This is a genomic window from Streptomyces sp. NPDC033221 (assembly GCF_055577005.1).
In genome coordinates, this window is sequence record NZ_JBVIQN010000024.1 from 52,535 (window position 1) to 77,275 (window position 24,741).

General features: G+C 72.8%; 17 protein-coding genes. 14 read left to right on the top strand and 3 right to left on the bottom strand.

Annotated elements, in window-relative coordinates; genetic code table 11:
- Positions 1–619 precede the first annotated feature (619 nt).
- The 5 genes from ACZ53K_RS27575 to ACZ53K_RS27595 all read left to right on the top strand — a co-directional run bounded on the left by ACZ53K_RS27575 (position 620) and on the right by ACZ53K_RS27595 (position 5,417).
- Positions 620–1,129 carry a helix-turn-helix domain-containing protein gene (locus ACZ53K_RS27575; protein WP_468841510.1) on the top strand — a complete coding sequence of 170 codons (510 nt, stop codon included), beginning with the start codon at positions 620–622 and terminating at the stop codon, positions 1,127–1,129.
- A 160-nt stretch (positions 1,130–1,289) separates the two neighbouring features.
- The gene (locus tag ACZ53K_RS27580; protein ID WP_468841512.1) at positions 1,290–1,757 is read left to right on the top strand and encodes a hypothetical protein; all 468 of its coding nucleotides are present in this window, start codon (positions 1,290–1,292) and stop codon (positions 1,755–1,757) included.
- On the top strand, positions 1,750–2,997 hold the full coding sequence (locus ACZ53K_RS27585) for an MAB_1171c family putative transporter (protein ID WP_468841514.1): 1,248 nt from the start codon (positions 1,750–1,752) through the stop codon (positions 2,995–2,997). The genes ACZ53K_RS27580 and ACZ53K_RS27585 overlap by 8 nt, the downstream gene beginning before the upstream one ends.
- Complete coding sequence (locus ACZ53K_RS27590) at positions 2,994–3,809, top strand: oxygenase MpaB family protein (protein WP_468841516.1); 816 nt, start codon at positions 2,994–2,996, stop codon at positions 3,807–3,809. The genes ACZ53K_RS27585 and ACZ53K_RS27590 overlap by 4 nt, the downstream gene beginning before the upstream one ends.
- 420 nt (positions 3,810–4,229) lie before the next feature.
- Positions 4,230–5,417 carry a cytochrome P450 gene (locus ACZ53K_RS27595; RefSeq protein ID WP_468841518.1) on the top strand — a complete coding sequence of 396 codons (1,188 nt, stop codon included), beginning with the start codon at positions 4,230–4,232 and terminating at the stop codon, positions 5,415–5,417.
- A 54-nt stretch (positions 5,418–5,471) separates the two neighbouring features.
- Here ACZ53K_RS27595 and ACZ53K_RS27600 read toward each other — a convergent pair whose 3' ends face one another.
- Positions 5,472–6,506 carry a sulfotransferase gene (locus ACZ53K_RS27600; RefSeq protein ID WP_468841520.1) on the bottom strand — a complete coding sequence of 345 codons (1,035 nt, stop codon included), beginning with the start codon at positions 6,504–6,506 and terminating at the stop codon, positions 5,472–5,474.
- 309 nt (positions 6,507–6,815) lie between these two features.
- Between ACZ53K_RS27600 and ACZ53K_RS27605 the strand changes: the two genes are divergently transcribed.
- Positions 6,816–7,979, top strand: coding sequence for a threonine synthase (locus ACZ53K_RS27605; RefSeq protein WP_468841522.1), 1,164 nt, complete (start codon positions 6,816–6,818; stop codon positions 7,977–7,979).
- A 109-nt stretch (positions 7,980–8,088) separates the two neighbouring features.
- On the opposite strand, the gene ACZ53K_RS27610 is transcribed toward ACZ53K_RS27605, so the two are convergent.
- The gene (locus tag ACZ53K_RS27610) at positions 8,089–10,374 is read right to left on the bottom strand and encodes an ATP-binding cassette domain-containing protein (protein ID WP_468841524.1); all 2,286 of its coding nucleotides are present in this window, start codon (positions 10,372–10,374) and stop codon (positions 8,089–8,091) included.
- 272 nt (positions 10,375–10,646) lie between these two features.
- On the opposite strand from ACZ53K_RS27610, the gene ACZ53K_RS27615 reads away from it, so the two are divergent.
- The 6 genes from ACZ53K_RS27615 to ACZ53K_RS27640 all read left to right on the top strand — a co-directional run bounded on the left by ACZ53K_RS27615 (position 10,647) and on the right by ACZ53K_RS27640 (position 20,190).
- Positions 10,647–12,554: a hypothetical protein gene (locus ACZ53K_RS27615; protein ID WP_468841526.1), complete on the top strand. Its 1,908-nt coding sequence runs from the start codon at positions 10,647–10,649 to the stop codon at positions 12,552–12,554.
- Entirely contained in the window at positions 12,551–14,134 is a 1,584-nt protein-coding gene (locus ACZ53K_RS27620; RefSeq protein WP_468841528.1) for a SagB family peptide dehydrogenase, read from the top strand. The genes ACZ53K_RS27615 and ACZ53K_RS27620 overlap by 4 nt, the downstream gene beginning before the upstream one ends.
- Before the next feature lie 146 nt (positions 14,135–14,280).
- Positions 14,281–14,463 (top strand): hypothetical protein, encoded by a 183-nt coding sequence (locus ACZ53K_RS27625; protein WP_468841530.1) that lies wholly within the window; start codon positions 14,281–14,283, stop codon positions 14,461–14,463.
- Between the two features lie 85 nt (positions 14,464–14,548).
- On the top strand, positions 14,549–16,510 hold the full coding sequence (locus ACZ53K_RS27630; RefSeq protein WP_468841532.1) for a TOMM precursor leader peptide-binding protein: 1,962 nt from the start codon (positions 14,549–14,551) through the stop codon (positions 16,508–16,510).
- A gap of 85 nt (positions 16,511–16,595) precedes the next feature.
- The gene (locus ACZ53K_RS27635) at positions 16,596–19,190 is read left to right on the top strand and encodes a lantibiotic dehydratase (protein ID WP_468841534.1); all 2,595 of its coding nucleotides are present in this window, start codon (positions 16,596–16,598) and stop codon (positions 19,188–19,190) included.
- Entirely contained in the window at positions 19,177–20,190 is a 1,014-nt protein-coding gene (locus ACZ53K_RS27640; RefSeq protein WP_468841536.1) for a lantibiotic dehydratase C-terminal domain-containing protein, read from the top strand. The genes ACZ53K_RS27635 and ACZ53K_RS27640 overlap by 14 nt, the downstream gene beginning before the upstream one ends.
- Here ACZ53K_RS27640 and ACZ53K_RS27645 read toward each other — a convergent pair.
- A complete protein-coding gene (locus tag ACZ53K_RS27645; protein WP_468841538.1) occupies positions 20,159–22,984 on the bottom strand; it encodes a helix-turn-helix transcriptional regulator in 2,826 nt (941 codons plus the stop codon). The two genes, ACZ53K_RS27640 and ACZ53K_RS27645, sit on opposite strands and share 32 nt — an antisense overlap.
- 294 nt (positions 22,985–23,278) lie before the next feature.
- On the opposite strand from ACZ53K_RS27645, the gene ACZ53K_RS27650 reads away from it, so the two are divergent.
- Together ACZ53K_RS27650 and ACZ53K_RS27655 are read left to right on the top strand one after the other, a co-directional pair.
- Positions 23,279–24,058: an SDR family NAD(P)-dependent oxidoreductase gene (locus ACZ53K_RS27650; RefSeq protein ID WP_468841540.1), complete on the top strand. Its 780-nt coding sequence runs from the start codon at positions 23,279–23,281 to the stop codon at positions 24,056–24,058.
- Positions 24,059–24,208: 150 nt separating this feature from the next.
- Positions 24,209–24,604: a DUF779 domain-containing protein gene (locus ACZ53K_RS27655; RefSeq protein ID WP_468841542.1), complete on the top strand. Its 396-nt coding sequence runs from the start codon at positions 24,209–24,211 to the stop codon at positions 24,602–24,604.
- Positions 24,605–24,741: the final 137 nt, after the last annotated feature.

Here is a 24,741-nt window from a genome sequence, read left to right on the forward strand (position 1 = left end):
GCGCGCCTTCTTCGGGGCCGCTTCCTTGTGGCGGACCTTGCGCCACCACGCCTGGACATCTTTCACCCGGTCCCGGCGGGCATGAACGGCCTGGCACAGGAGCCGCGTCACCTCGGACTCCGCGGGGTCCTCCCGCGTCGTACCGGCTCCGCCGCTTCCCGGCCCGGTCTGGACCGGCACGGACGGCCCGTCCTCCGTACCCTCTCGCGCCCTCCCGCGAGTACGCAACCATAACGTCCCCATGCCGCCCCCCGTTCAACGGTACGGCGGGCATCCTGGCGGCGAAGGGCACGGTTCGCCAGCCTCAAACACGACAACGGGCGGGCGGACGGAAACGCCGAAGGCGGCCTCCCCACCGCCCCCCGCGACGGCACGGCTTCACCCCCTCCCCCGCGGAGGGTGAGAAGCCGTGCAGCGAGCGAGCCGGGATGCGGGGGCGCCGTGCCGCTCGGCAGGGAACCGATCTTGCGCAGGCCGTCGGGCCGTGTCAACCAATAGGCGGAAGCTGTTCGGAAAGGGCAGGTCAGCGGCGAGAACAATCTTGAGAAGCGTCTACTACCGTTTACTTTTGGGGCGTTGAGGGGTACTGGTGTCCGGGTGTGCGGGCTAGGATGCCGCCATGTCGTCCCTCCCCGAACCGGACGCGGCGCTGTTCGCCCAGCGTCTGCGGCGTCTGATCGACGTGATCTATCCGGCTGCCCAGGGGCGGCCGTACACGGACATCGAGATCGGCAGGCACACCGGGATGTCCAACCAGTACGTGGGCAAGCTCCGCAAGGGGCAGTCCGTGCCGAGTCTGGTCAACGCCGGGCGGTTGGCGCGGCTGTTCGGGGTGTCCACGGACTACTTCCTCAACCCGCCCGACCACCCTGCCGTACGGGCCGTCGAACGCAATCTGCGGATGATCGAGACGCACCGGGCGGGCAGGCCGCAACAGGTCGCGCACCGGGCCGCCGGGGGTGCCGCGGACGCGGGGCACGCCGGGCTGCTCGACGACGAAGAGGTGCGGAAGATCGCCGAAGGGGCCGCGGAGTTGCCGCCGGCCATGCGCGGGCCCGTGCGAGCCGTCATCGAGCAGTTGCGCAAGGCCATCGGGTTGGGGGGCGGGGATGAGGCCGTGCGGGGGTGAGGGGTGAGGGGTGAGGGTTGGCGGTCCGGGTGCGGGTGGTGGGGCTGGTGTGGTATGTCGTTGAGTTCCAGGAGACCGGAGGAGATCCGTGAGCGCCTCGCATTTACCCGTCGGGCGTGCGGTTCACTGGCGATTGCCCGAGGAACAGGAGAGCGCGTTCGTGGGGTTACGTGGTGCCCGGCGCAAGTGCCGGGCCCTGCTGGAGCAGGCCGATCTGCCGCCGTACTCCACCGTACGGGAGTTGTGCGAGGGGCTCGGGGAGCGGCGTGGGCGTCCGATCGTGCTGGTCGCGCGGGAGGCGGCGCTCGGTGAGCGGTCCGGGCAGTTCGAGCAGCATCTGACCGAGGACCGGATCTCCTACCCGCTGCACACCAGCGAGGCGCACCAGGCGCACATCATCTGCCACGAGATCGCCCACCTCCTGCTCGCCCACATCCCCGAACTCGACGCGCTGGACCCGGACGTGGCCCGGCTGGTGCTGGGACGCTCGCACTACGCCGACCCGGCGGAGGAGCAGGCCGAGATCCTCGGCACCCTGTTGTGGCAGCAGCTCGCGCTGGCTCCCGACGAGGCGGCGAGCGCCTCGGTGGTCACTTCGCTGGAGCACCGCAGGAGCCGGCATGTATGACCTCGTCGCCAACTGCCTGTACCTGGCCATCGGCGCGCTGTGGGTGGTCCTGGCCGTCTTCAAGGCGCGTGCCTGGCGCCGGCAGCGCTTCCCCGCGCTGCTCGTCATGGCGGTGGCCTCGGCCGCCACGGCCGTGTCCTTCTTCTGCTCGGCCCCCGCCGTGGCGGCCGAGGTCAACGGTTCGTCCGGGATCAGCTTTCTGGGGCTGCTGATCGTGTACGTCGCGAGGCTGCTGTTCAGCGCCGGTGCCGTCGTACTCGTCCTGCTGTGGGCGCCGCCGTCGCGGCGCCGGGCCGGGCAGGAGGCGTGGGCCGTTCCGTACGCGGCGGTGCGTACGGAGGTCCGGCGCAAGGTCGGGTGGGTGTACGGGCCGGTGATCGCGGCGATGGTCGCGCTGTTCGCGCTCTTCCCGCCGGGCCTGGACAGTTCGCTGCCCCTGGACACCACGTACGCAGCGGAGCCGCCTGTCCTCGCCTTCCTGCTGGTCTACCAGGCGGCGTTCGCGTGGGGGCTGTGGCAGTTGGGACGTACCTGCTGGCGCCATGCGACCGCCGCGGCCGCGCACCGGCTGCTGCGCCGGAGCCTGCGGTGCCTGGCCGTGGGCAGCGGCCTGATCGGCGGATACTGCCTCACCAAGTTCGTCGCCATCGGTGCCGCGGCGACCGGCACCCACGTCCTGGATCCGGTGGGCTCCGTCATCAGTCCGCTCTCGGGCTGTGCCGGCTGTCTGGTCCTCGCCGTGGGCTGGGCGGGCGCCGCCGCTGCCGGCTGGCGTCAGCGGCGCGCCGATTACCGTGCCCTGCGGCCCCTGTGGGCGGCAGCCATGCAGGTGGACGGGCGGCTGGCGCTGGACGGGCTGCGGCAGCCGTGGGCGGAGTGGCTGACCGCGCGGGACCTGGAGTGGCGGCTGACCCGCCGTACGCGGGAGATCCGCGATGGGCAGCTCGCCCTGCGCCCGTGGGTTCCCGAGGACGTCGTCGCGGCCGCCCGCCGGTGTGCGGACGAGTACGCGGACATGGCGCCGCAGGAGAAGGAGGCCGCGGTCGCGGCGGCGGCCTTCGTCGGCGGCCTGCGGGCGCTGCGGGCCCGGCAGCGTCCGGAACGGCACTGCGAGCACACGCCCGGGGTGAATGTCGCGCCCGGTGACGAGCGGCGACATCTTGTGCTCGTGGCCCGGCACCTTGAGGGGCCGTTCGTGGCGCGTGTATTGACCGAGATCGGTGGAGAGGGGACGCGGTGAATTCCTCGTACGGTGTGCCGCGCTCCTCGTACGGTGGTGGGGCCATGCCGCTGGCGGAGGCCGAATCCGTCTACCGGCGTCTGGTCCGGCACGAGTTCAGTGAGGACCTCGCGTTCGGGCTGAACATCGGCTTCTACCGGACCTTCGCCATCCCGGAGATAGCCGAACTGCTGCTCTCCACCGGCAAGATGACCGGTCGGCCGGAGGTCCGCGCCAAGACCACCGGGCTGATGATGCACCAGCTGTTCGCCGCGGGGCTGGACAGTCCGCAGGGTGCCGAGACCGTGGCCGCCCTGAACCGCATTCATGCCCGCTGGGCGATCAGTGGCGACACCTTCCGATACGTGCTTTCCTGTTTCGACGTCGCGCCGATGCGCTGGTGCGACGCTTATGCGTGGCGTGCCACGACCGCGGCGGAGAAGGCTGCCTCACATACGTTCTATCTCGGTCTGGCCGACCGGATGGGTGTGCGCGGAGTTCCGGATACGTGGGGCGAATTCGCGGACTGGGCCGACGGTTTCGAAGGGCGGCAGTTCGCTGCCAGCGCCGCGGCGGCGGAGTTGTGGGCCGCCACCCGCGGAATGCTGATCCGGCGCTTCTTCCCGGCTCCGTTGGGCCCGTTCGTCCGTACCGCCGCGGACGCGTTCCTGGACGGGCCGCTGCGCCGGGCCGTCGGTGCCCGCCGCCCCTCCGCTCCCGTACGTGCCTTGGTCGACGGCGGCATGCGCCTGCGTGCCCGCCACAACCGGCGCGCTCACGCCGCCCCGGGCTACCGGCCGGACCTGCCGCCCGTCGTGCGCGATCTCGCTTGACGGGATCGGCCGCGACGCTGCAATTTCGCAGGTCCTGTCCCCGTGGCTGCTCGCCTTTCCTGCCGTCTGTCATGTCCCATGCGTCCAACGCGGATACATGGCCGGTTGGACAGGCCCATTGTCCATGGATCCGTCCAACCGGTTGCGGTTGACCCTTTACATCGGTGACCGCAAAGTTGGGGCCATCGGATCTCGCATTCTCTGCAGCAGCGGGGCGGGCATCGGCCGGTGCGGGAGGGCCGGGTGAATTCCGGTGATGCCGCGGAATGCGCCGCATCAGGATGGTGGTGATGTCGGATTGCCACGGCCGCTGTGACCGCTGCCCCCGCGGGAAATGCGGGCGCGTAAAGGCTTACACGCATTACCGGACCCGGCGGTGGTCCGCGTTGCCGCAGTCGACGACGGAGAAGGGATGTCAGGATGACGCCGCCCCACGAGATACCCGTACACCTCCGCCGGGACCGCTTCGACCCGGTTCCCGAGCTCCGGCGACAGATCAAGGAGTCGCCGCTGACGGTGGCCGACGTGGACTTCGGGCCCTTCGGCCGGGTGAAGTGGCTTGCCACCGGCGAGGCCGAGGTACGGGAGGTGCTGGGCGACCTGAAACGGTTCAGTTCCGCACTGCCCGACTCCGGCGAGGACGGGACCGGTACGCCGGCCCTGCCGGGGAACCTGCTGACGTGCGACCCGCCCGACCACACCCGCCTGCGGCGGATGGTGGCTCCGGAGTTCACAGCGCGGCGGACCCGCAGGCTGGAGCCGCGCATCCACGAGGCCGTGGCGGAGTGTCTGGCCGCCATGGAGCGCGTCGGGCCGCCGGCCGACTTCATGCGCCAGTTCGCCTGGCCCCTGGCCGGGCTGATCACCTGCGAGCTGCTGGGCATTCCCCGGGACGACCGGGCGGAACTGGCGCGTTACCTGGACATCTCGCAGAACGACGCCGGGTCCCCGGAGCAGCAGACGGCCATCGGGAAGGCGTACTGGGCGTACATGGTCAAGCTCGCGAACCGGCAGCGCCGCGACCCCGGCGACGGCCTGTTCGGCGCGGTGGTGCGCGCGCACGGCGCGGACATCGGCGACGAGGAGCTGGCGGGCATCGGCGCGACCTTCGTGTCCGACGGGTTCCTGCAGGTCGCCGGCATGCTGGGGCTGGGCACGCTGGTACTGCTGGACCACCCCGACCAGCTCGCGCTGCTCCGGGAGCGGCCGGAGCTGATCGACCGGGCCGTGGAGGAACTGCTGCGCTACGTCACCGTCATCCACACCGTGACGCCGCGGACCGCCCTGGAGGACGTCGCCATCGGGGACCAGGTGATCAAGGCGGGTGAGCGGGTGGCCTGCTCCCTGTTCGCCGTCAACCGCGCGCAGGGCGGGCCCGAGGCCGACGGCTTCGACCTCACCCGGGAGCCCGGGCCGCACATGGCCTTCGGGTACGGCCTCCACCACTGCGTCGCCGCTCCGCTGGTCAAGATGGAGATGGCCAGCGCCTACCCGGCGCTGCTGCGCCGGTTCCCCGGCCTGCGGCTCGCGGTGCCGCCGGACGAGGTCCGCTTCCGGGTCTCGCAGACGCGGCAGTTCAGCCTGGAGAGCCTGCCGCTGGACTGGTGAGGCTGCGCCTGACCGCGCCGCCCCCGCGCGGCCGTACCGCCCCGGGCCCCTTGATCACCGATCCGGTTGTTCCGCCAGGATGCCGGCGCCCGGGGCGCAGCTCTCCCCCAGTTCGCCGAACGCGGCGGCCGGCAGCCTTCGGGCGGCGCCACGGCGACTGTGGTCGAGGAGTGCGGACGCGGTGCGCAGCCATTGCGGCTCGGGGTCGACTCCGACGAACCCGGCCAGGCGGGTCAGCTCCTCGGCGGGACTGTCGAGGAGGCCCTCGTAGGCGAGTGTGGTGCGCCGGTTCGCAGGTAGCTGTCCGAGGAACTTCGTTCCGTCGGTGACGAGTTCGGACCACAGGGCGCCGAAGGTACGCAGCGGGATGTCCCGGTCGAGTACCAGGGCGGGATCGAAGCGTTCGTCGAGCAATGGCGACAGGTCAGCGGGAAGCGCGCGCACGTGCTGGTCGGTGAGGTCGGCGAAATTCCCGACTCCGGCGCGTGCCTTGATCTCGCGCAGCAGGGCAATCGTGCGGTATCCGGTGTGGCGGCTCATCGACAGGGCGCAGTCCGGTCCGTCCCTGAACATGTGCACGAACTTCGCTTCCGGGAACGCGGCCCGCAGCCCTGGTGCCCAGCCGATCGAGTAGCCGGAGCGCTCCACGACGGCGGTCCGTCCGAACCGCGCGCAGAGCAGGCCGAACAGCTCTCGGTGATGCTCGGCCGCGGTGCGCTCGGGCCATGGGACCACTGACATGTGGAGCTCGTCGAGCAGCTCGTCCGGGGCGTCGGTGAGGTGCGGCAGCACCATCAGGGAGAGCGCGGGAATGCCGGTGGTCTCCGCCGCGTACCGCCCCGGCCGGCGGGTGTAGAGGAATTCCGGCATCGTCAGACCGCTGCGCAGCATCCGGTCGAAGTGCAGGGCGGGCCGGAAGAGGAACTGCCAGAACTCTTCACCGGTCACTGTCCCCTCGGGGAAGGCGGCGTCGCCGACGGAGGCCATGAATTCGTTGAGGCTCAGTACGTCCGGATGGGCGTTGAGGATGCGGGACAGAGCGGTCGAGCCGCTACGTCCCGTTCCGATGACGAAGGTCAAGGAGCGCATGGTTCAGCCTCCGTGGTGTCGCGACACTCAGGACCGGGAGACATCACTCCCGGCGCATGAACGCTTCCCTCCGGCGGCGACATTACTGCCGGTTCCCCCAAGGCGACCGCACGCCGTGCCACGGCCGGCGGCCGGGCGGTACGCCGGTGCCGACGGCGCGACACGCTGAGGAAGCACCGGCCACGGTCCGCGCGGACCGTACAGTGATCGCCACCGCCGTCGTCCACCCACCGCGGACCGCCCACGGCCTTCGCGCGGGTATCGAATCCTTCCGCCGCACAAGGGGACATCGCCGTACCTATGGTCGCCGTGATCGAAAGGGACGCGGGTACGAAGTTCGTACTCGCGTGCGCATGCTGCGCCGCCGAGCTGGAACCGGCGCTGGTGTACCGGTGTCCGGAATGCTCGGGGGCGCTGGAGCCCCGCTACGAGCTGGCGGGTGCCGCCCCGCGCGACCACGAGGACCCCGAACAGGTTTACTTCGACTTCCTGCCGCTCTCCTCCCCCGGGTTCCTGGACAGCCGGGTGACCATCCGTACGCCCTCCCGCCCGGCGCCCCGCCTCGGTGCGGCGATCGGGGTGCCGGGGCTGTGGGTCAAGGACGAGTCGCGGCAGCCGACCGGCACCACCAAGGACCGGCTGGCCTCGGTCGTACCGGCGGTGCTGCGCCAGTACGGGGTGAAGGAATTCGTCGCTTCCAGTACGGGCAACAGTTCCACGGCGCTCGCCCGCGCGGTGCTGCGGGACCCGGCGATGCGGGCGCACTTCTTCTGCGGCGCGGAATTCGTCAGCAATCACGCGATGGCGGAGAGCGAGCAGATTTCGCTGACCGTCGTCCCGGGTACGTACGTGGACGCGTCCGACGCGGCCCGCAGATTCGCCGCGGAGAACCGGTTGCACCTCGACGCCGGATTCTTCAACTGGGCCCGTCGCGAGGGGCTCAAGCTGGCCTATCTGGAGGCCGTCGACGCGATGGACCGCACACCGGATGTCGTCGTGCAGGCCATCAGCAGCGGTATGGGATTGCTGGCCGCCCACAAGGGGCTGCGGGAATACCTGGAGATCGGCCGGGCCGACCGGATGCCGCGCTTTCTCATGGTCCAGGAGGAGTCCTGCGCCCCGGCGGCGAAAGGCTGGCGGGAGGGCCGTACGGAGCTGACCGACGCCGACCGGATCGACTGTCCCACCGGGCTGGCCACGGCCATCCTGCTCGGTAACGGCGCGCCGTACTACCCGTATCTGCACCGCATCGCCTCGGAGACCGGCGGTTCGATCGTCTCGGCGTCCCGCGCCGAGCTGGTCGAAGCGCGGCGGATGCTCGTCGGACTGGAGGGGCTGGACGTGTGTTACGCGTCGGCGGCGACGATCGCGGCGGTGCGCGCGGAAGCGGCGGCGGGCCGGATCGGGAAGGGCGCGACGGTGCTCGTCAATCTGACCGGACGCGATCGGACCGCGGCGGGTGGCTCCGTATGAAGGGAGGGAGTGGCCCGCACCGGACGGCCGGCGGTGGCGGCCGTGGCCGTCCGGCGACATGACGCCGCTCCCCTGGCATGCGGGCAGGGACCGGCCCCGTCACGTACTCTCAGCGCCCCACGTACTCCCGCAGATGCCGAGCCGTCAGTGTGTCACCGCGGTCGACCAGCTCGGCGGGGGTCCCCGTGAAGACCACCTGCCCGCCGTCGTGTCCGGCCGCGGGGCCGAGGTCCACGATCCAGTCCGCGTGGGCCATCACCGCCTGGTGGTGTTCGATGACGATCACCGAGTTGCCGTGGTCCACCAGCTGGTCGAGCAGGGCGAGCAGCTGGTCGACGTCGGCCATGTGCAGGCCGGTGGTGGGCTCGTCCAGGACGTACGTCGTCGCTTTCTCGTTCATGTGGATGGCCAGTTTGATGCGCTGCCGTTCGCCTCCCGAGAGGGTGTTGAGCGGCTGGCCCAGCCGCAGGTAGCCCAGTCCCACGTCGGTGAGCCGTCCAAGGACGGCGTGCGCCTGCCCGGAGGGGAAGAACGCGTGCGCCTCCGCCACGGACATCGCCAGCACCTCGCTGATGTCCTTGCCGCGCAGCTTGTACGTGAGGACCTTCGGCGTGAACCGCTTGCCCTCGCACTCCTCGCACACTGACGCGACCCCCGCCATCATCGCGAGGTCGGTGTAGACCAGCCCGATGCCGTTGCAGTGCGGGCAGGCGCCCTCCGAGTTGGCGCTGAACAGGGCTGCCTTGACGCCGTTGGCCTTGGCGAAGGCGGTACGGATCGGGCCGAGCAGCCCGGTGTAGGTGGCCGGGTTGGAGCGGCGCGAGCCGCGGATCGGTGACTGGTCGGCGACCGCGACGCCCTCGCGTCCCGCGACGTAGCCGTGGATCAGCGAGCTCTTGCCGGAGCCCGCGACGCCGGTGACGACGGTCAGTACCCCGAGCGGTATCTCCACGTCGACGTTCCGCAGGTTGTGCCGGTCCGCGCCTTCGATCGTCAGGGTGCCGCGCGGTGTGCGTACCGTCTCGCGCAGCCGGGCCCGGTGCTCCAGGTACCGCCCGGTGAGCGTCCCGGAGGCGCGCAGTCCCGGCACGTCCCCGGTGTAGCAGATCCGCCCGCCGTCCGTGCCTGCGCCCGGGCCGAGGTCCACGACGTGGTCGGCGATGGTGATGACCTCCGGCTTGTGCTCGACGACGAGCACCGTGTTGCCCTTGTCCCGCAGGCGCAGCAGGAGGTCGTTCATGCGCTGGATGTCGTGCGGGTGGAGTCCGACGGTCGGTTCGTCGAAGACGTAGGTGACGTCGCTGAGGCTGGACCCGAGGTGCCGCACCATCTTCACGCGCTGTGCCTCGCCGCCGGAGAGGGTGCCGGCGGGGCGGTCCAGGCTCAGGTAGCCGAGGCCGATCTCCACGAGGGAGTCGAGCAGGTGCCGCAGGTTGGCGAGGAGCGGCGCCACGGAGGGGTCGTCGACCGCGCGCAGGAACGCGGCGAGGTCGCTGATCTGCATGGCCGAGCACTGGGCGATGGTGGTGCCGTCGATGGTGGAGGAGAGCGCGGCGGCGCTCAGCCGGGTGCCTCCGCAGGCGGCGCAGCCGGTGAAGGCGACGGCGCGGTCCACGAAGGCCCGGATGTGCGGTTGCATCGCGTCGCGGTCCTTGGACAGGAACAGCCGCTGGACCTTGGTGACGAGCCCTTCGTACGTCGTGTTGAGGGTGGCGGCCTTGACCTTGGTCGCGGGCTTGTGGAGGAAGTCGTGCCACTCCCGCTCGGTGTAGTCCTTGAGTTTCTTGTCCGGCGGGAAGAACCCGGAGCCGGCCATGACCTGCCAGTACCAGGAGCCGACGGCGAAGTTGGGCACCGTGACGGCGCCTTCGTCGAGGGAGAGTTCGCGGTCCACGAGCTGGTCGATGTCGATCGTCGACACCTGGCCGATGCCTTCGCATTCGGGGCACATGCCTTCGGCGCTGTTGAAGCTGAAGGCGCTGGAGGTGCCGATGTGCGGGGTGCCGAGGCGGCTGAAGACGATCCGCAGCATGGTGTACGCGTCGGTGGCGGTGCCCACGGTGGATCGGGAGTTGGCGCCCATCCGCTCCTGGTCGACGATGATGGCGGCGCTCAGGTTGCGCAGCGCGTCCACGTCGGGGCGGCCCAGGCTCGGCATGAACGACTGGATGAACGCGGTGTAGGTCTCGTTGATCAGGCGTTGTGCCTCGGCGGCGATGGTTCCGAAGACGAGCGAGGACTTGCCCGACCCGGACACTCCGGTGAAGACGGTGAGCCGCCGCTTGGGCAGGTCCAGTGACACGTCGGTCAGGTTGTTCTCGCGTGCGCCGCGCACCTCGATGACGTGGTGCAGGTCCGCGGCGGCCGGCCGGGGGCCGGAGGGGGCAGCGGGCATGTCGGTTCCTTCTCCTCTGGTGCGGCCGGGCGGTGGCGCCTCGGACGGTCGGGGCGGCAGGGGGCGGGCAGCGGCCTTGGACCCCCGTCGCGTCGCCGTACTCTGCCACAATTTCCGCGTACGGTGTACTCGGTTAGCGCGTGGAGCCCGGTCACGGCAGGCCGCCGGACCGTAGCCCGATCACTGTGGTCGGTCTACGGTCCGGCCGTAGAGACGTGCGTCGCAGGCGGTGGTGACACTCGGGGGCGATCCGCCGACCCCGAGGACAGACGATGCGACCGAAACTCAAGCCCGACGTGCTGTACGTGCCCACCGCGGAGGGGGTGCACCTGTTCGGTGCGGGCGCCGGCCTCGAACTGCGGGGCGGCGCCATCTATCAATGGGTGGACCGGCTGGCGCCGCATCTGAACGGCACCACCACCCTGGAGGGGCTGCTGGGCGGCCTGCCGGAGGACAAGCGCGCCGTGGTCGCGGCGCTGCTACGGCGCCTGGAGGAGGGCGGCTGCCTCACCGACGCGGAGGAGGACGAGCCGCACGGCCTGACAGCTCGTGAACTGGAGACGTACGCGCCGGAGATCGCGTTCGTCGAGTACCACCGCGGCTCGGCGGCCCGGCGTTTCGAGACGTACCGCAACAGTGCGGTGGTGGTGCTGGGCGCCGGGCCCGCGTTCACCGCGCTGATCGCTTCGGCGCTGCGCTCGGGTGTCCGCAGGCTGCGCGCGGTGTGCACGCCGGAGTTCCCCACCGACGAGGACCGGCTGACCGAGCTGACCGAGCTGACCGGCAGTTCCGTACAGCGTGACCCCGACCAGGAGCTGATCCGTACATCCCTGTCCGGTGACTCCGACGCGGAACTCGCCGCGGCACTGGAGGGGGCCGACGCCGTCATTCACGTGTCCTCGGCGCCGGTGACGGACCGGGCCGTACGGCTGCACCGGCTGTGCGGACAGGCCGGTCAGCTCCTCGTGCAGGGCCTCGTGCTGGATGACGTCGCCTGGCTGGGGCCGTCCGGCGACGCCTGGGCGTCGGCCTGGCAGCGCCTGGCGGCGCCGGAGCCGTCGCGGCCCAATACGTTCCTCACCGGTCCCGCCGCGGCCGTGGTCGCCGGTCACCTGGGCCTGGCCGCGTTCACGGCGCTGACGGGCGCGCGGGAGAACGAACCGGCGATGCTGACCCGGATCGACCTGGAGACCCTGCGCACCTCGACGCACACCTTCCTCCCGCACCCATCCACCATGGACGCGACGGAGGAGAGCGCCGAGGAGTTCGGGCAGCGTGTCGAGCGGCTCCGTTCGGCCGGCCCGCTGCCCGCCGCGGAATTCTCCGCACGCGCCGCGACCTGCTTCGACCGGTACACGGGGGTGCTGCGGGCCCTGGAGGAGGGCGACCGCACACAGATACCGCTGAATGTGACCGAGGCGGTACGGCCCGAGGAGGCCGGTGAGCGGGTCTTCGGGTGGGGCACCGGTTTCGCGCAGGCCCGGCAGCGGGCGGCGCTGCGCGGGCTGGCCCGGTACGCGGTGACGGCGCCCGATCCGCGGCGGTTCGCCGGTGGCGGTTCGGTGCGGGGCTGGGACCTGGCGGGCAAGGAGGTCACGGCGGTGCCGGCTCGGGACGTGTTCACGTCGGGGCCCGGTGTGGCCGCCGCTCTCGACTGGACCGAGGCGGTGACCGCGGCGGTCGCGCAGCAGTGTGCGCGGCTGGCGGTGGAGGACGTGCGGTCGGGCGCCGTGGAGGCGGTCCGGCTGGACGTGGCGGGCGCGCCGCTGGACGAGGCGGGCCGCCGCCATCTGGACATGCTGCGCCCGGCGGGTGGCGAGGTGGTGGCCGCCGACATCGGTGCGGCGTTCGGTGTGCCGGTCCTGGCCTGGTGGCAGGGCGCCCGGCCGGTCGGGGTGACCTGCGGCCCCGGCGCGGTGACCGACGGGCTCGAACTGGTCCTGCTGGACCGGCAGTCCGAGCTGACCGGCGAGTCCGCGTACGCTCCGCGGCCGGTCCCGGAGATCGGCGCACCGCCGCGTGGGCCGGGCGGCGCGCCCGTACCGGCGGACGCGGACCTGCCCGCGCTGGTGGAGGCGCTGGCGTCGCGGGGACGGTCCCCGGTCGTGGTGCCGCTCGACCACGACCCGGCCGTGCACGCGGTGCTGCCGAACATCGTCCGGGTGGTGCTCGCCGGATGACCAAGGCCATCACCGGCCGGGCCGGGTCGCTGGGGCTGCGGTTCTGGTACGACACCTTCGAGGGCGTACGGGAACTGTTCGCCGAGGGCCACGGTTCGGAGGGCGGGCCGGACGATCCGCTGCCGAGCAAGACCTACCGCGGGCTGCCCCGCCAGGTGCTGGCCGCCCCGCCACGGCGCATCGGTGACGCGCGCTGGTCCTTCCCCGGCTTCCGCGACCAGCATCCCGAGGGCCCGCCGTCCAGGCCCTGGGACGGGAACACACTGTCCGCGCTGCTGCACCACACCTACGGTCTGGGCCGGATGGAGCTGGGCCCGCAGGCCGCCTGGCCGTACCACCGGCTGGTGGCTTCAGCGCGCTGCTTCCACCCGATGGAGCTGTACGTGTGGCTGGGCGGCGACACCGGGGGCGTACCGGCAGGGTGTTACCACTACGACCCGCTGCACCACGCACTGACCGCGCTGCGGCCCGGCGGCATCCCGGACGAACTGCAGGCGGCCGTGGCCGGCAAGGGCCGGGACACAACCGCGCTGCTGGTGCTCTCCGCGTACTTCCGCAAGACCGCGTTCCGGTACCGCGACTACGCCTACCGGCTGTGCGCGCAGGAGTCCGGCATGGTCATCGGCAACGCGCTCATGGTGGCCGGTGCGCTCGGCCTCGACGCCCGCGTACACCACCGGTTCCTGGACGAGCCGGTGAACCGGGCGCTGGGCCTGGACGGCGCGGAGGAGACCGCGTTCGCCGTGCTGGAGGTCGGGGCGCGGGACGGTGTGCCCGCGGCTCCGGCGTCCGGCCTGGCGCCCCTCGTGACGGAGCATGTCCGTACCAACCGGGAGGATCCGGCCCGCTGGACGCGGCTGACCACGCTGGACGCCGGCAGCCGGCTCACCGGAACCACCCGCTTCGAACCGGTCGACCCGGCGCCGTTCCACCGACCCGCCGGCGGCACCGCCGAACCGTTCGCCGACGACGACCGGCCGCCGGAGAGCGTGGAGCTGGGCGACGCGCTGCGCCGCAGGGACTCGGGCGGGCGGATGTTCCTGCCGGACCGTACCGCGTTGCCGCGGCGGCAGCTCGCGGACCTGCTCCGGTACGCGCTGGAGCCGGTGCCCTCGGACCACGGTGATGCACCGCTGCGGCCGCTGCTGGACTGTCACGTACTGACGCTCAACACCGGCGGCCAGGCTGCCGGGTTGTACCGGCTGGACCCGGCCCCCGCGCTCGTCCCCGTACCCGGACGTGACGGGCGGCCCACGGTGACCATGCTGTGCGACCGCACTCCGTCGGTGAACACCGCGCGCGCCAACGCGGTCGTCTTCCTCACCGTGGACCGCTACGAGGGCGACCGCGGATTCGGGGACCGCGGCTACCGGATCCTGCACCACGAAGGCGGCATCGCGGCCCAGCGCCTCAGCGTGCTGGCCGCCGCGGAGGGTCTCTCCGCCCGGATCACCAACGGGTACGACGACCGGGTCGTGCGGGAACTGCTCGGCGGCGGTCCCGCCCACGTACCGATCTTCGCGATCGTGCTGGGCCGGCGGCAGGCCACCTCCCAGTACGAGCCCCCACTGGACTGGTGACCACAGGCACCGTAGGGCTCCGGTCCCCCGGCAGACCCTACGGGTCCTCCGTAGAGACCCGGAGCCCCCGCGGATCACAGAATCGGCTCGGACAGCGGGCGACCGCCGTCCGCAACCGTCACCCACAGAGGAAGGAGGGACACGACATGGACGCGAACCTGAAGCTGGACCTCGACGACCTGAGCGTGGACCAGCTCGACATCCTGCCGACCGCCCCCGGCTCTACCCTGGAGTCGATCAACGTCGGCCACGCCATGGTCGAGATCGGCGCATCCAACTGCACCTCGAAGGGCTCGCCCGCGAGCTGCTGCTCTTGTTGCTGCTGCTGATCAAGCCGCACGGCAGGGCCGTGCCCGGCGCGTTCCGCGCGTCGGGCACGGCCCGGTGCCACTGACGGGACAGGAAAGACGGAACGTGCGAGGAACGCAGGAGGGGATCGTGCCGGACCGGCCGACCGGACTCGCGGTACGGGGCGAAGGGCTGCTCGCACAGGCGGTCCGCGACGCGGTCTCCCGCCGGCATCCGCCGGCCGCCGAGGACAGCGACCGGTGCGCCGCGCTGCTCACCGTCGACGACGGCTGGCGGGAGGCCGACGTGCCGGGCCGCCCGGACCTGCCGTGGCTGCCCGTCCGGGTGGAGCTGGGCAACGTCGTCATCGGGCCGCTGGTCCTGCCGGGGCGGCCGGGGTGCGCGCAGTGCGCCCGTACCCGCAGGGAGCGTGCCCTGGGGCCGGACAGTCCCCGCGCCGAACTGCTGCGCCGCCACGGTGATCAGCTCGCCGAACGGCCGTCGCCGCTGCTGTCCGCCTGGGCACGCGACACGGTCGCGGCCGTCGTGGAGGCGGAGGCCGCCGCCGTGCTCGACGACCCGGAGCGCGCCGGCACCCGCAACGCGATCACCATCATCGGCCTGGCCGCCCTCACCGCCGACTCGCACCCGTTCCTGCCCGACCCCTGCTGCCCCCGGTGCGGCAGCCTCCCCGACGACCGGCCGCCGGTCCTGATGGACACCCCGCGGCCCAAACTCGGCCGGGACACCCATCGCGTACGCAGTCTCGACACCGGCTGGGACGGTCTGCTGCGGACCTACGTGGACGGGCACACCGGCATCGTCCAACAGCTCGACGTCCGCACCGATTACGCCTACCCCATGGTCTCCGCGCCGCTGCGGCTGCCCGACGGCATCCAGGAGGCGGGCTTCGGCCGCGGCCTGGACTACAGCGGATGTGAACGCACCGCGCTGGCCGAGGCCCTGGAGCGGCTGGGCGGCGCGCGGCCCGGCGGCCGGCGTACGGCCGTCCGCGCGGGCTACGAGCAGGTCGCCGACCGCGCGGTGTGCCCGACCGACCTGGGCCTGTATCCCGCGGACCGCTACGCGGACCCGGAATTCCCCTATCCGGCGTTCACGCCCGACCTGGAGATCAACTGGGTGTGGGGGCACTCCTTCGGCCGCGGCGGGCCCGTGCTGGTGCCCGAGGACTACGCCTATTACCGCACCCATCACGGGAATGCCCAGGCCCGCCCGCTGGCCTACGAGGTCTCCAACGGCTGTGCCCTCGGCGGCTGTCTGGAGGAGGCCGCGCTGCACGGCATCCTGGAACTGGCCGAGCGGGACGCGTTCCTGCTCACCTGGTACGCCCGGCTGCCGGTGCCGCGCGTGGACCTGGACACCGTGGCCGATCCGGCGGTACGGCTGCTGACCGAGCGCATCCGGCAGGACACCGGCCACCGGGTCGCCGCCTTCGCCACCACGCCCGAGCACGGCATCGCCACGTCCTGGGTGATGGCCGTGCACCCCGGGGACGGGCTGGAACCCGCCGCGATCTGTGCCGCGGGCGCCCATTTCGACCCCGAGAAGGCGCTGCTCAACGGCCTCTTGGAGCTGACGGCGAACCTGGGCTGGAACCGTGCCGCCTACCGCGAGGAGCTGCGCCGGATCGAGGCGATGGTCGCCGATCCGCACCAGGTGCGCGAGATGCGCGACCACGCGCTGCTGTACTGCCACCCGGACGCGTACGACCGGTTCGGTTTCCTGCCCGGCGAGGACGCGGCGCAGCCGGTGGCCGAGGCGTTCGCCCGGGCGACGTGCCGGCCGCGCAACGCGGACCTGCGCGACGACCTCGCCGAGGTGGTCGAACGTTTCACCGCCCAGGGCCTGGACGTGATCGTGGTCGACCAGAGCACCGACGAACACCGCGCCGCCGGCTTCGCCTGCGCGAAGGTGATCGTTCCCGGTCTGCTGCCGATGACGTTCGGGCACCGGATGCGCCGCACCCACGACCTGCCCCGGCTGCGCGAACTGCCGGCCCGGCTCGGCCACCGGGACGGGCCGCTGGAGCCGGCGGACGTCAACCCGCACCCCCACCCGTTCCCGTGACGCTCCGGCCGCCCCCTCCCCGTACGGCCGGACCCGCCCGTACGCAACGACCAGAGCCGACCCGCACGCGAAGGCAGGGACAACGATGAGTGGCTTCCACGTCGCGGACACGTTCGGCGTACGCGTCGGCGGTCTGCCGGTGTCGGTGCTGGACGGCCTGCGATCGGCCGAGGTGTGGCGGCGGACCGGCGCGCTGCTCGACGGCGCGCGCGAACTGGCCGGGCGCGGCGCGGAACTTTCCGACGCGCTGTACGCGTTGATCGGACAGGACCCCGCCGTCAAGCCGGCACTGGTCGCGCTGCGCCGGGCGGTGCACAACCAGCGGACGCCGGGCGAGCGCTGCTGGAACGACGAGGTACGCGCCGCCCTGCCCGCCGGGGTGGTGGCGGACGTCGAGCGGTGGTCAAAGCTTCTGGCGGCCCACCGGCAGGACACCGACGACCTGGACCGCCTGCTCCCCCAGGACGCCGCCGAACGCCATGCCGCCCTGCGCGAGGCGGCCGCGCACCCGGTGTTCCGGCACGGTCTGATCCAGGGCAGCCCGGTGCTCCACGAGCAGCTGCGCAAGTGGCTCCGGCGTCCCGAAGGCACCCCGCCGGACCGGAAGCTGGCCCTGCGGCTGGCCAAGTACCTGTCCCGGGTGGCGGCCAAGACCAGCCCGTTCAGCACCTTCACCGTCAACGGCCTCGGCCGGTGGGACGGTCCGCGTGCGGATGCGGGCGGACCGGTGGTGCGCGACACCGTCGAGATCAACCTGTGGCTCGTCCAGCAACTCGTCCGGCGGCTGCGCGAGCACCCGGCCCTGGCACCCGCCGTCCGGCTGCGGGCCAACCCGAGTGCCCTCCTGGCCGACGGCCACTGGGAGTTCCTGGGCCCCGGCGAGGAGGAGCCGCTGCGTACCCTCCCGGTGTCCGCGCCGGTCCGAGCATGTCTGGACTTCGTCTCCGACGGCCCCCGCCCGCGCCACGAGGTGGCCGCCCACCTGGTCGAGCGGAGCGGCGCCACTCGGGAACAGGCCGGGCAGTACCTCGCGCGGCTCACCGAGCTCGGTCTGCTGGAGGCCGTGCCCCCCTTCTCCGAACAGGCGATGGACCCGCTCGCCGAGCTGCGGGCATGGGTGGACACCGGCGGCCCGGCGCTGGCCGAGGTGTCGGCGCAGCTAAAGGAGGTGGCCGCGCTGCTGGACGGGTACCCGGGGCTGAGCGACCCGGACGACCGTCAACGGCGCAACCAGGAGATCCACGAGGCGCTGGGCCGGGTCGCCGAACGCGTCGGGCCGGAGCACGTCATCGTGCCGCCCAAGAACCACATCATCGAGAACGCCCTGCTCGTCGGACCACCCCCGGCCCAGGACCGGCAGGCGTGGGAACCGCTGCTGCGCGACCTGGACACCGTCCGCCGCTGCTTCGCAGCGCTCGACCCGGCGCTGCCCGGCCGGGTGGCGCTGGCCCGGCTGTTCACCGCGCGCTTCGGGGCCGGCGCGGGCGTACCGTTCCTCGCGTTCCACCGTGCCGTACAGGAAGAGCTGCGTACGGACCCGCAGCTGCCCGGCCTGCTGACCGTCTCGCAGCACGGCTACGCGCCGCTCGCCGACAGTCCGCTGCCCCGGATCAAGGAGCTGCTGCGGATACGGGCCGGGCTCACCGGCGCGGCCCTGAACGCGCGGCCGGACGCCGACGGGGTGGTGCACGTCGATCCGGCCCGGCTGACGGCGCTGGCCGACAGCTGGCCCGCGTGGCTGCGGCCGCCCGGTTCGGCCGCGTTCTACGGCCAGCTGACCGGCGGGCCCGGAGACCCGGCCGGGTTCGTGGTGAACGCCGTCAACGCGGGGCACGGGCGGGGCCGCGACCGGATCCGCCGGCTGCTCGGCCAGGCCGGAGTCACCGTGGCGGGTGAACCTTCCGGCCCGCCCGGCGACGTGATCCTGGCGGACACCTGCCACCACTACGGCAGCAATGTGGGCCTGCGCGACCTGACCATGACCGACGAGATCGACTACCCCGGCTCGGCGAGCCCGCGTCCGGCGGAGCGGCGCATCCCGCTGCACGACCTGGAGGTGCGCCACGACCCCGTACTGGACCTCCTCGTGCTGTGGTCGCGCACCCGCGACCGCCAGGTGCGGCCGGTGCACCCCAGTCTGATCGCGGAGTTCTGGCTGCCGCCGGCCATGCGGCTGCTGATCCAGGCGTTCGGCGACACACCGACCCTGCTCATTCCCGGCCGGCGGATGTTCGGCGACATCTCCCCCGTCACGGCGCAAGGCGTGCTGCGCGAGCCCCGGATCACGATCGGTACGGTCACGGTCAGCCGCCGCCAGTGGGTGTTCCGTACGGGCGAGGCGCCGGTGCGCGGCAAGGGCGAGGCGGACCGCCCGTACCTGCTGCGCCTGGCCGCCTGGCTGCGCGAACACGGCGTCCCGGAGCGCTGCTTCGTGCGCGCGCTGGATCCGTCCACGCTGACCGGCGGCAACATCTGGCAGCTCAAGTCACGCAAACCGCTGTACATCGACTTCGCCGACCTGCTGCTGGTCGGGCTGTTCGAGCGGATGCTCACCGAGGAGGGCAGTCTGCTGTTCCTCCAGGAAGCCCTGCCCGACCCGTCCGCCGCGCCGCACTACGGGGACGCCGGAGCCCGCGTCACCGAACATCTCGTGGAGGTCGGTCCCGATGTCCGCCGTTGACCGCCCGGTGCACCCCGCCACCGCCGAAGCGTCCGACTGGGTGTGCGCCCACGTCTTCCGCGACACCGGCCACGACGCCCTGCTCACCGAGTGCGTCCGCCCGCTGGTCGCCGGCCTGTCCGCCGACGGGCTGCTGCACCGCTACTTCTTCCTGCGGTACTGGGAAGGCGGCCCGCACGTACGGCTGCGCCTGCTGCCCACCGGTACGGAAGCGGCCCGCGCGGTACGGCAGCGGGCCGCCACCGCGATCGGTGCCTTCCTGCGGGACAGTCCGGCGCCCGACACCGTGGACCGCACGCGGTACGCCGGACTCGCCGGCGAACTGGCCTCCCTGGAGGACCTTCCGGAACACGACCGGGTGCTGCGCCCGAACAACACGGTCGAGTTCCTGCCGTACCGGCGCGAGCACGCCGTGTACGGGCACGGCGCGGCCATGGCCTCCACCGAAGAACACTTCCAGGAGTCCAGCGAACTGGCCCTGGCACTGATCGCGGCCGGTGCGACCGGGCAACAGCGGGCACTGCTCGCCCTGGACCTGATGCTGTCCGTACTGGCCCTGTGCGACGAGCTGCGCGCGCAGTGGGTGGCGAGCGGGCAGCCGCTCATCCCGTTCGCCGGTGGCAGCGAGCCCGCCGCCACCGAGGAGCACTACCGAGCCAGACGGGACCACCTGCGGGAACGTGCGCTGCGCGTGTGGCAGCTCGCCCCGGACCCCACCGGGTCGACCCCGCAGGCGCACTGGCTGCGGTCGATCCGCCGGCTGCAGGACCGGCTCACCGGCTGGGAGGACTCCGGCACCTTCACCTCCGCGTGGGCAGGCTCGCCGCTGGCGCACGGCCCCGACCTGGCCGCGCTGCCGCACCCGGCCACCACACTGATCCTGCTGCGCTGCGCACACCTGGCCAACAACCGGCTCGGTCTGACCCTGGACCAGGAGAACCACCTACGCTTCCTGGCAGGCCGGATCGTCACCGACCTGCCACGGACGCCGGTCCCCTGACCCGGCCCGGCGTCAGGGGCCGGGAGGAGGACGGACCGGGTCCGGTGTGACGGGCGCTGCCGTCGGACACCGGGCGCGCCCGGTCGTCCGGCGTCTCGGCGGACGGCTGCGCCGGGAACGCCGCGGCCAGCTCCTGGCGGCCCGAGATGCCCAGCTTCCGGTAGACGCCGGACAGGTGGAACTCCACCGTGCGCATGGTCAGGAACAGCATCTGGGAGATCTGCCGGTTGGTGTGGCCGCTCCGGGCCAGCCCGGCGATCTTCGACTCCTGCGGTGTCAGCAGCGGATGCGTACGGAGTGGCTTGTCGTGGGCCGGGGCGGGCTCCGGCGCCGTACCCAGCCGCCGGGCCAGCGGCACGGCACCGCACTCGCCGGCCAGCTCCAGCGCCGCGGCGTACTCGCGGTCCGCGTCGGCCGGCCGGCCCGCGGCGCGCAGCGCGGCACCCAGGTCGGCCCTGGCCACCGCCAGTTCCAGGCGGGCGGGCGACGCTTCGAGGTGCCGTACCGCTTCGGCCAGCAGCATGCGCCGGCGCTCGCCCGACCGGGTCATGGCGAGGGCGTGCCCGGCGATCCCGATGGTGCGCGGCGTGCCCCAGCGGCGGGCGGCCTCCAGTTCCTCGCGCGCCAGGGATTCGGCCGGGTCGGTGGCGCCGTCGGCGGCCAGCGCGAGCGCCGCGCGGGAGCGCCACGGCACGATCGCCGGATTGACGGCTCCCCGGCGCGTCAGCTGCCGCCCGGCGGCCAGCAGATCGGCGACCGCCCGGGCGTGTTCCCCGCGCAGCCGCCACAGGGCCGCCCGCGCGGCGAGCAGGTACGGACCCTCGTACCGGCCGTGCGGCTCGTCGTCCGGACCGTGCTCACCGGACCCGTGTGCGGCCAGCAGCGCGGCGGCCTCCTCCTGGTCACCGCAGAGCACCAGCGCCTCCACCAGGCCGGCCACCGCGAAACCGGTGATGATCGGCAGCGCGGTGCGGCCGGGGCCGATCTCCTCGATCACCGGCCGCAGGATGGCCACGGCGCCGGGCAGGTCCCCGGCGACCCGGCAGATCCTGGCGCGGGAGATATCCGCCGTCAGACCGGCCCGACGGCCCGACATCGCGCGGCTGAGCCGCCCGGTGCGCCAGCAGTGGGACCGCGCCTCGGCGAGTTCGTCGGCGCGGATCAGGGCCGCGCAGCTCTGCCAGATGCGCCCGAGGTCGCCGTGCTCCACCCCGGTCAGCGCCTGCCGCGCCGCGGCGAGGGCCGCGTTCCGGTCCGTTCCCCGGTCGGCGGCGATCGCGGCCCGCAGATTGGCCCGTTCCCTGCTGCGCCCGTGACCGGCCGGCTCCGGCCCGTCCGCCAGGCGGTGCGCCTCGGCGGAGGGGCCCGCCGGGTCGAGCAGCGAGACGGTGGCCTTGCGGAGCGTGAGCCCGCGTACCGCCTCCGGGTGGCCGGTGCCGATCCGGTCGGTCGTCTCGTCCAGTACGGAGGCGGCGTCCGCCGGCCTGCCCCGGTCGATCAGCATCCCGGCCACGTCGAGGGCGAGTTCGGCGCAGACCTCGGGGTCCTCGGACTCGCGCAGCAGGGTGTCCAGTCCGCTGAGTGCCAGGTCCGGGTCGACGAAGGTCTCGGCCTCGGCCAGTTCGCGCCGTACGGCCGAGCGGACGTCCGCGGGCAGCCGGTCCCGCAGCACGCACCGCAGATAGCGGCTCGCCTCCTCGGCCCGTCCCTCGTGCAGCAGTTTGCGGGCCGCGGTCCGCAGCGGCTCGACCGCCCACTCCAGCCCGGTCGGGCCCGCGGCGGCGAGCTGCTGGGCGATCCGTTCCGCTCCCCACTGCTCGTCGCGCAGGATCCCGGCCACCTTCAGGTGCGCGGCTATCCGGGAGCCGACCGGCATCCCGGCGAGCACCGCGGCGCCCAGCAGCGGGTGCCGGAACGCCGGCGGCACCCGGTTGGCGAGCACCTGCCGCGTCACGAGCGTGTCGATGGCCTGCAGCGCCCCGGGCACCGGCAGTTCGGCCAGCGTGGCGGCGTGGGCGACCTCCGCGCTGTCCCCCAGAATCGCGACGGCCCTGGCCATGGCCAGGGCCGGTCGGGGCAGGTCGTCGAGCCACCGCCGGGTACATCGCAGGGCTTCGGGGCCGATCGCGCCGCGCAGGTCCGGTGCCGTGACGGCCGTCGCCGGGCGGCCTGCCAGGTGGGCCAGCAGCAGGCCGGGGTTGCCGCCGGTCAGTTCGTGGCACACGGCGGCCGCGGCGGCGTCGAGCGTGAGGCCGCACTGCTGCGCGGCGAATCCGGCGACGGCGTCCGGCGGCAGGCCGGTCAGTTCGATGTGCTCGGCGCGGGCGAGGAGTTCGGCCACGCCGGTCGACCGGCCGCCCTCGGGGTCGTCGCCGGCCGCGCCGATGACCAGCAGCGGTGCGGGCCGGTCGGACGCGGCCAGGGCGACCAGCCAGCGGGCCGTCGACGCGTCGATGTCCATGAGGTCGTCGACGCACACCGCGAGGGGCGAGCGTGCCAGCACGTCCCGACCGTGGCCGACGTAGGCGTCCAGGGTCTCCGGTCCGTCGCCGCCCGGGCGGCCGAGGGCCTGGCGGGCCGCGGCGAACGGGGTGTCCCGTACGGCCGGCCCGCCGGTGGTCGTCCCCACCCGGAAGCCCGCGGCCGCGGCGCGGGCGGCGGCCGTCTCCAGCAGCGCGCTCTTGCCGGCGCCGCGTTCCCCCCACACCGCGACGATCGCCGGAACGCCGCCGCCCGCCCGCCCGATCAGCCCGTCCAGCTGGGCCAGCTCCCCTTCACGACCGGTTAACGGCATCGACAGCCCTCCCGATAGACATGAATATGTCGGGACGTCATGACACCCGATAGGTTCGTCCATCTTTCATCCTGATACGCGCCAAACCGGAACGGCTACTGCCGACCGGGCCAAGAACGGCCGATTCGGCACCTCTGTCGGCCAATTCCGGTCTGCCGAGGGCCCGGCTCCGGGGCTTCGCACCGCCGGACCGGCCCCGCCCCCGGAACGCGTCCGCGGGCGACGCCCCAGCGTCGCGCCCGTACCAACGCCCCGAAGCTCTCCGGCGTCCGCCCGCCCGTCTAAGGTGCGGCAATGACCTCGCACACCTATCTCACCGAACTGTTCTCACTGGACGGGCTGGTCGCCGTGGTGACCGGCGGCAGTTCCGGCATCGGCCGAGCCATCGGCGGGGCTCTCGCCCGCTCCGGCGCGAGCGTCGTGACCGTGGCGCGCAAGGAGGCCGAACTGCGCGCGACGGTCGACGAGCTGACGGCCGACGGCTGCCGGGCCGCGTGGGTGAGCGCCGACCTCGGTACGCGTACGGCCGTACGCGAAGCGGCCGAAGAGGCGGCCGGGGTGTTCGGTGAGCCCGACATCCTCGTCAACTGCGCCGGGGTCAACCTGCGGCCGCCGATGAGCGAACTGGACGACGCGGTGTGGGACACCACGATGGCGGTGAACCTGGAGGCGCCCTACCTCCTGGGTCAGCGCTTCGGTCCCGGCATGGCCGAGCGGGGTTTCGGGCGGATCATCCACATCACGTCCCAGCAGGCGCACCGGGCGTTCGTGCAGAGCGGCGCGTACGGCGTGTCCAAGGGGGCGCTGGAGTCGCTGGCCCGCTCCCAGGCCGAGGCGTGGTCGCCGTACGGCGTCACCTGCAACACCCTCGTGCCGGGCTTCGTGCTGACACCGCTCAACGCCCGTCTGGCGTCCGACCCCGAGAAGGTGGCGGACCTGGCCGCCCGCACCATGACCGGGCGCAACGGCCTCGCCGAGGACTTCGCGGGCGCCGCGGTCTTCCTCGCGAGCCGCGCCTCGGCGTACGTCACCGGGCAGTCGCTCTTCGTGGACGGCGGCCTCTCCGTACACTGAGCCGCCCCGCGACTACACTTCACGCGGCGCCGGCCGGCCACCTCCGCGGCGAGCCCCCGGAGCCGCACCGCCCCGATCCGGACGCACGGCGAAGGAGTGGCACATGAACCGTTACGAGCCCGCGGCCCCCGGACGTCTGCGGCGGACGCCATGAGCGCCGGAGCGGAACACCTCACCGGGCGCATCGCCCTGACCTCGGCGGCCGAGGAGCTGATCCGGCGGCTCCGCGCGGCCCACGGGCCGCTGATGTTCCATCAGTCGGGCGGGTGCTGCGACGGCAGTTCCCCGATGTGCTATCCGGCGGGCGAGTTCCGTACGGGCGCGGCGGACGTACTGCTCGGGCGGCTGTCTGTGCCGGGCGTCGCCGAGACGGTGGACTTCTGGATGGCGGCGGACCAGTTCGCCCGCTGGCGGCACACCCATCTGACGGTGGACGTCGTGCCGGGGCGCGGCGGAGGCTTTTCCCTCGAAGCTCCCGAGGGGGTGCGATTCCTCATCCGCTCGCGGCTGTTCACCGAGGAGGAGCGGGCGCGGCTCGGCGACTGAGGCGGCGGCCCGGGCCCCGGGCGGAAGTCTGGTGAGGCCCCGCGCACGGGGGATGACGCGGGGCCTCACCTGGTGAAACGACCGAACCGGGTGCGGGGTTCCCCGCCGACGCCCGACTTTGCGAAAAGTTTTCACCT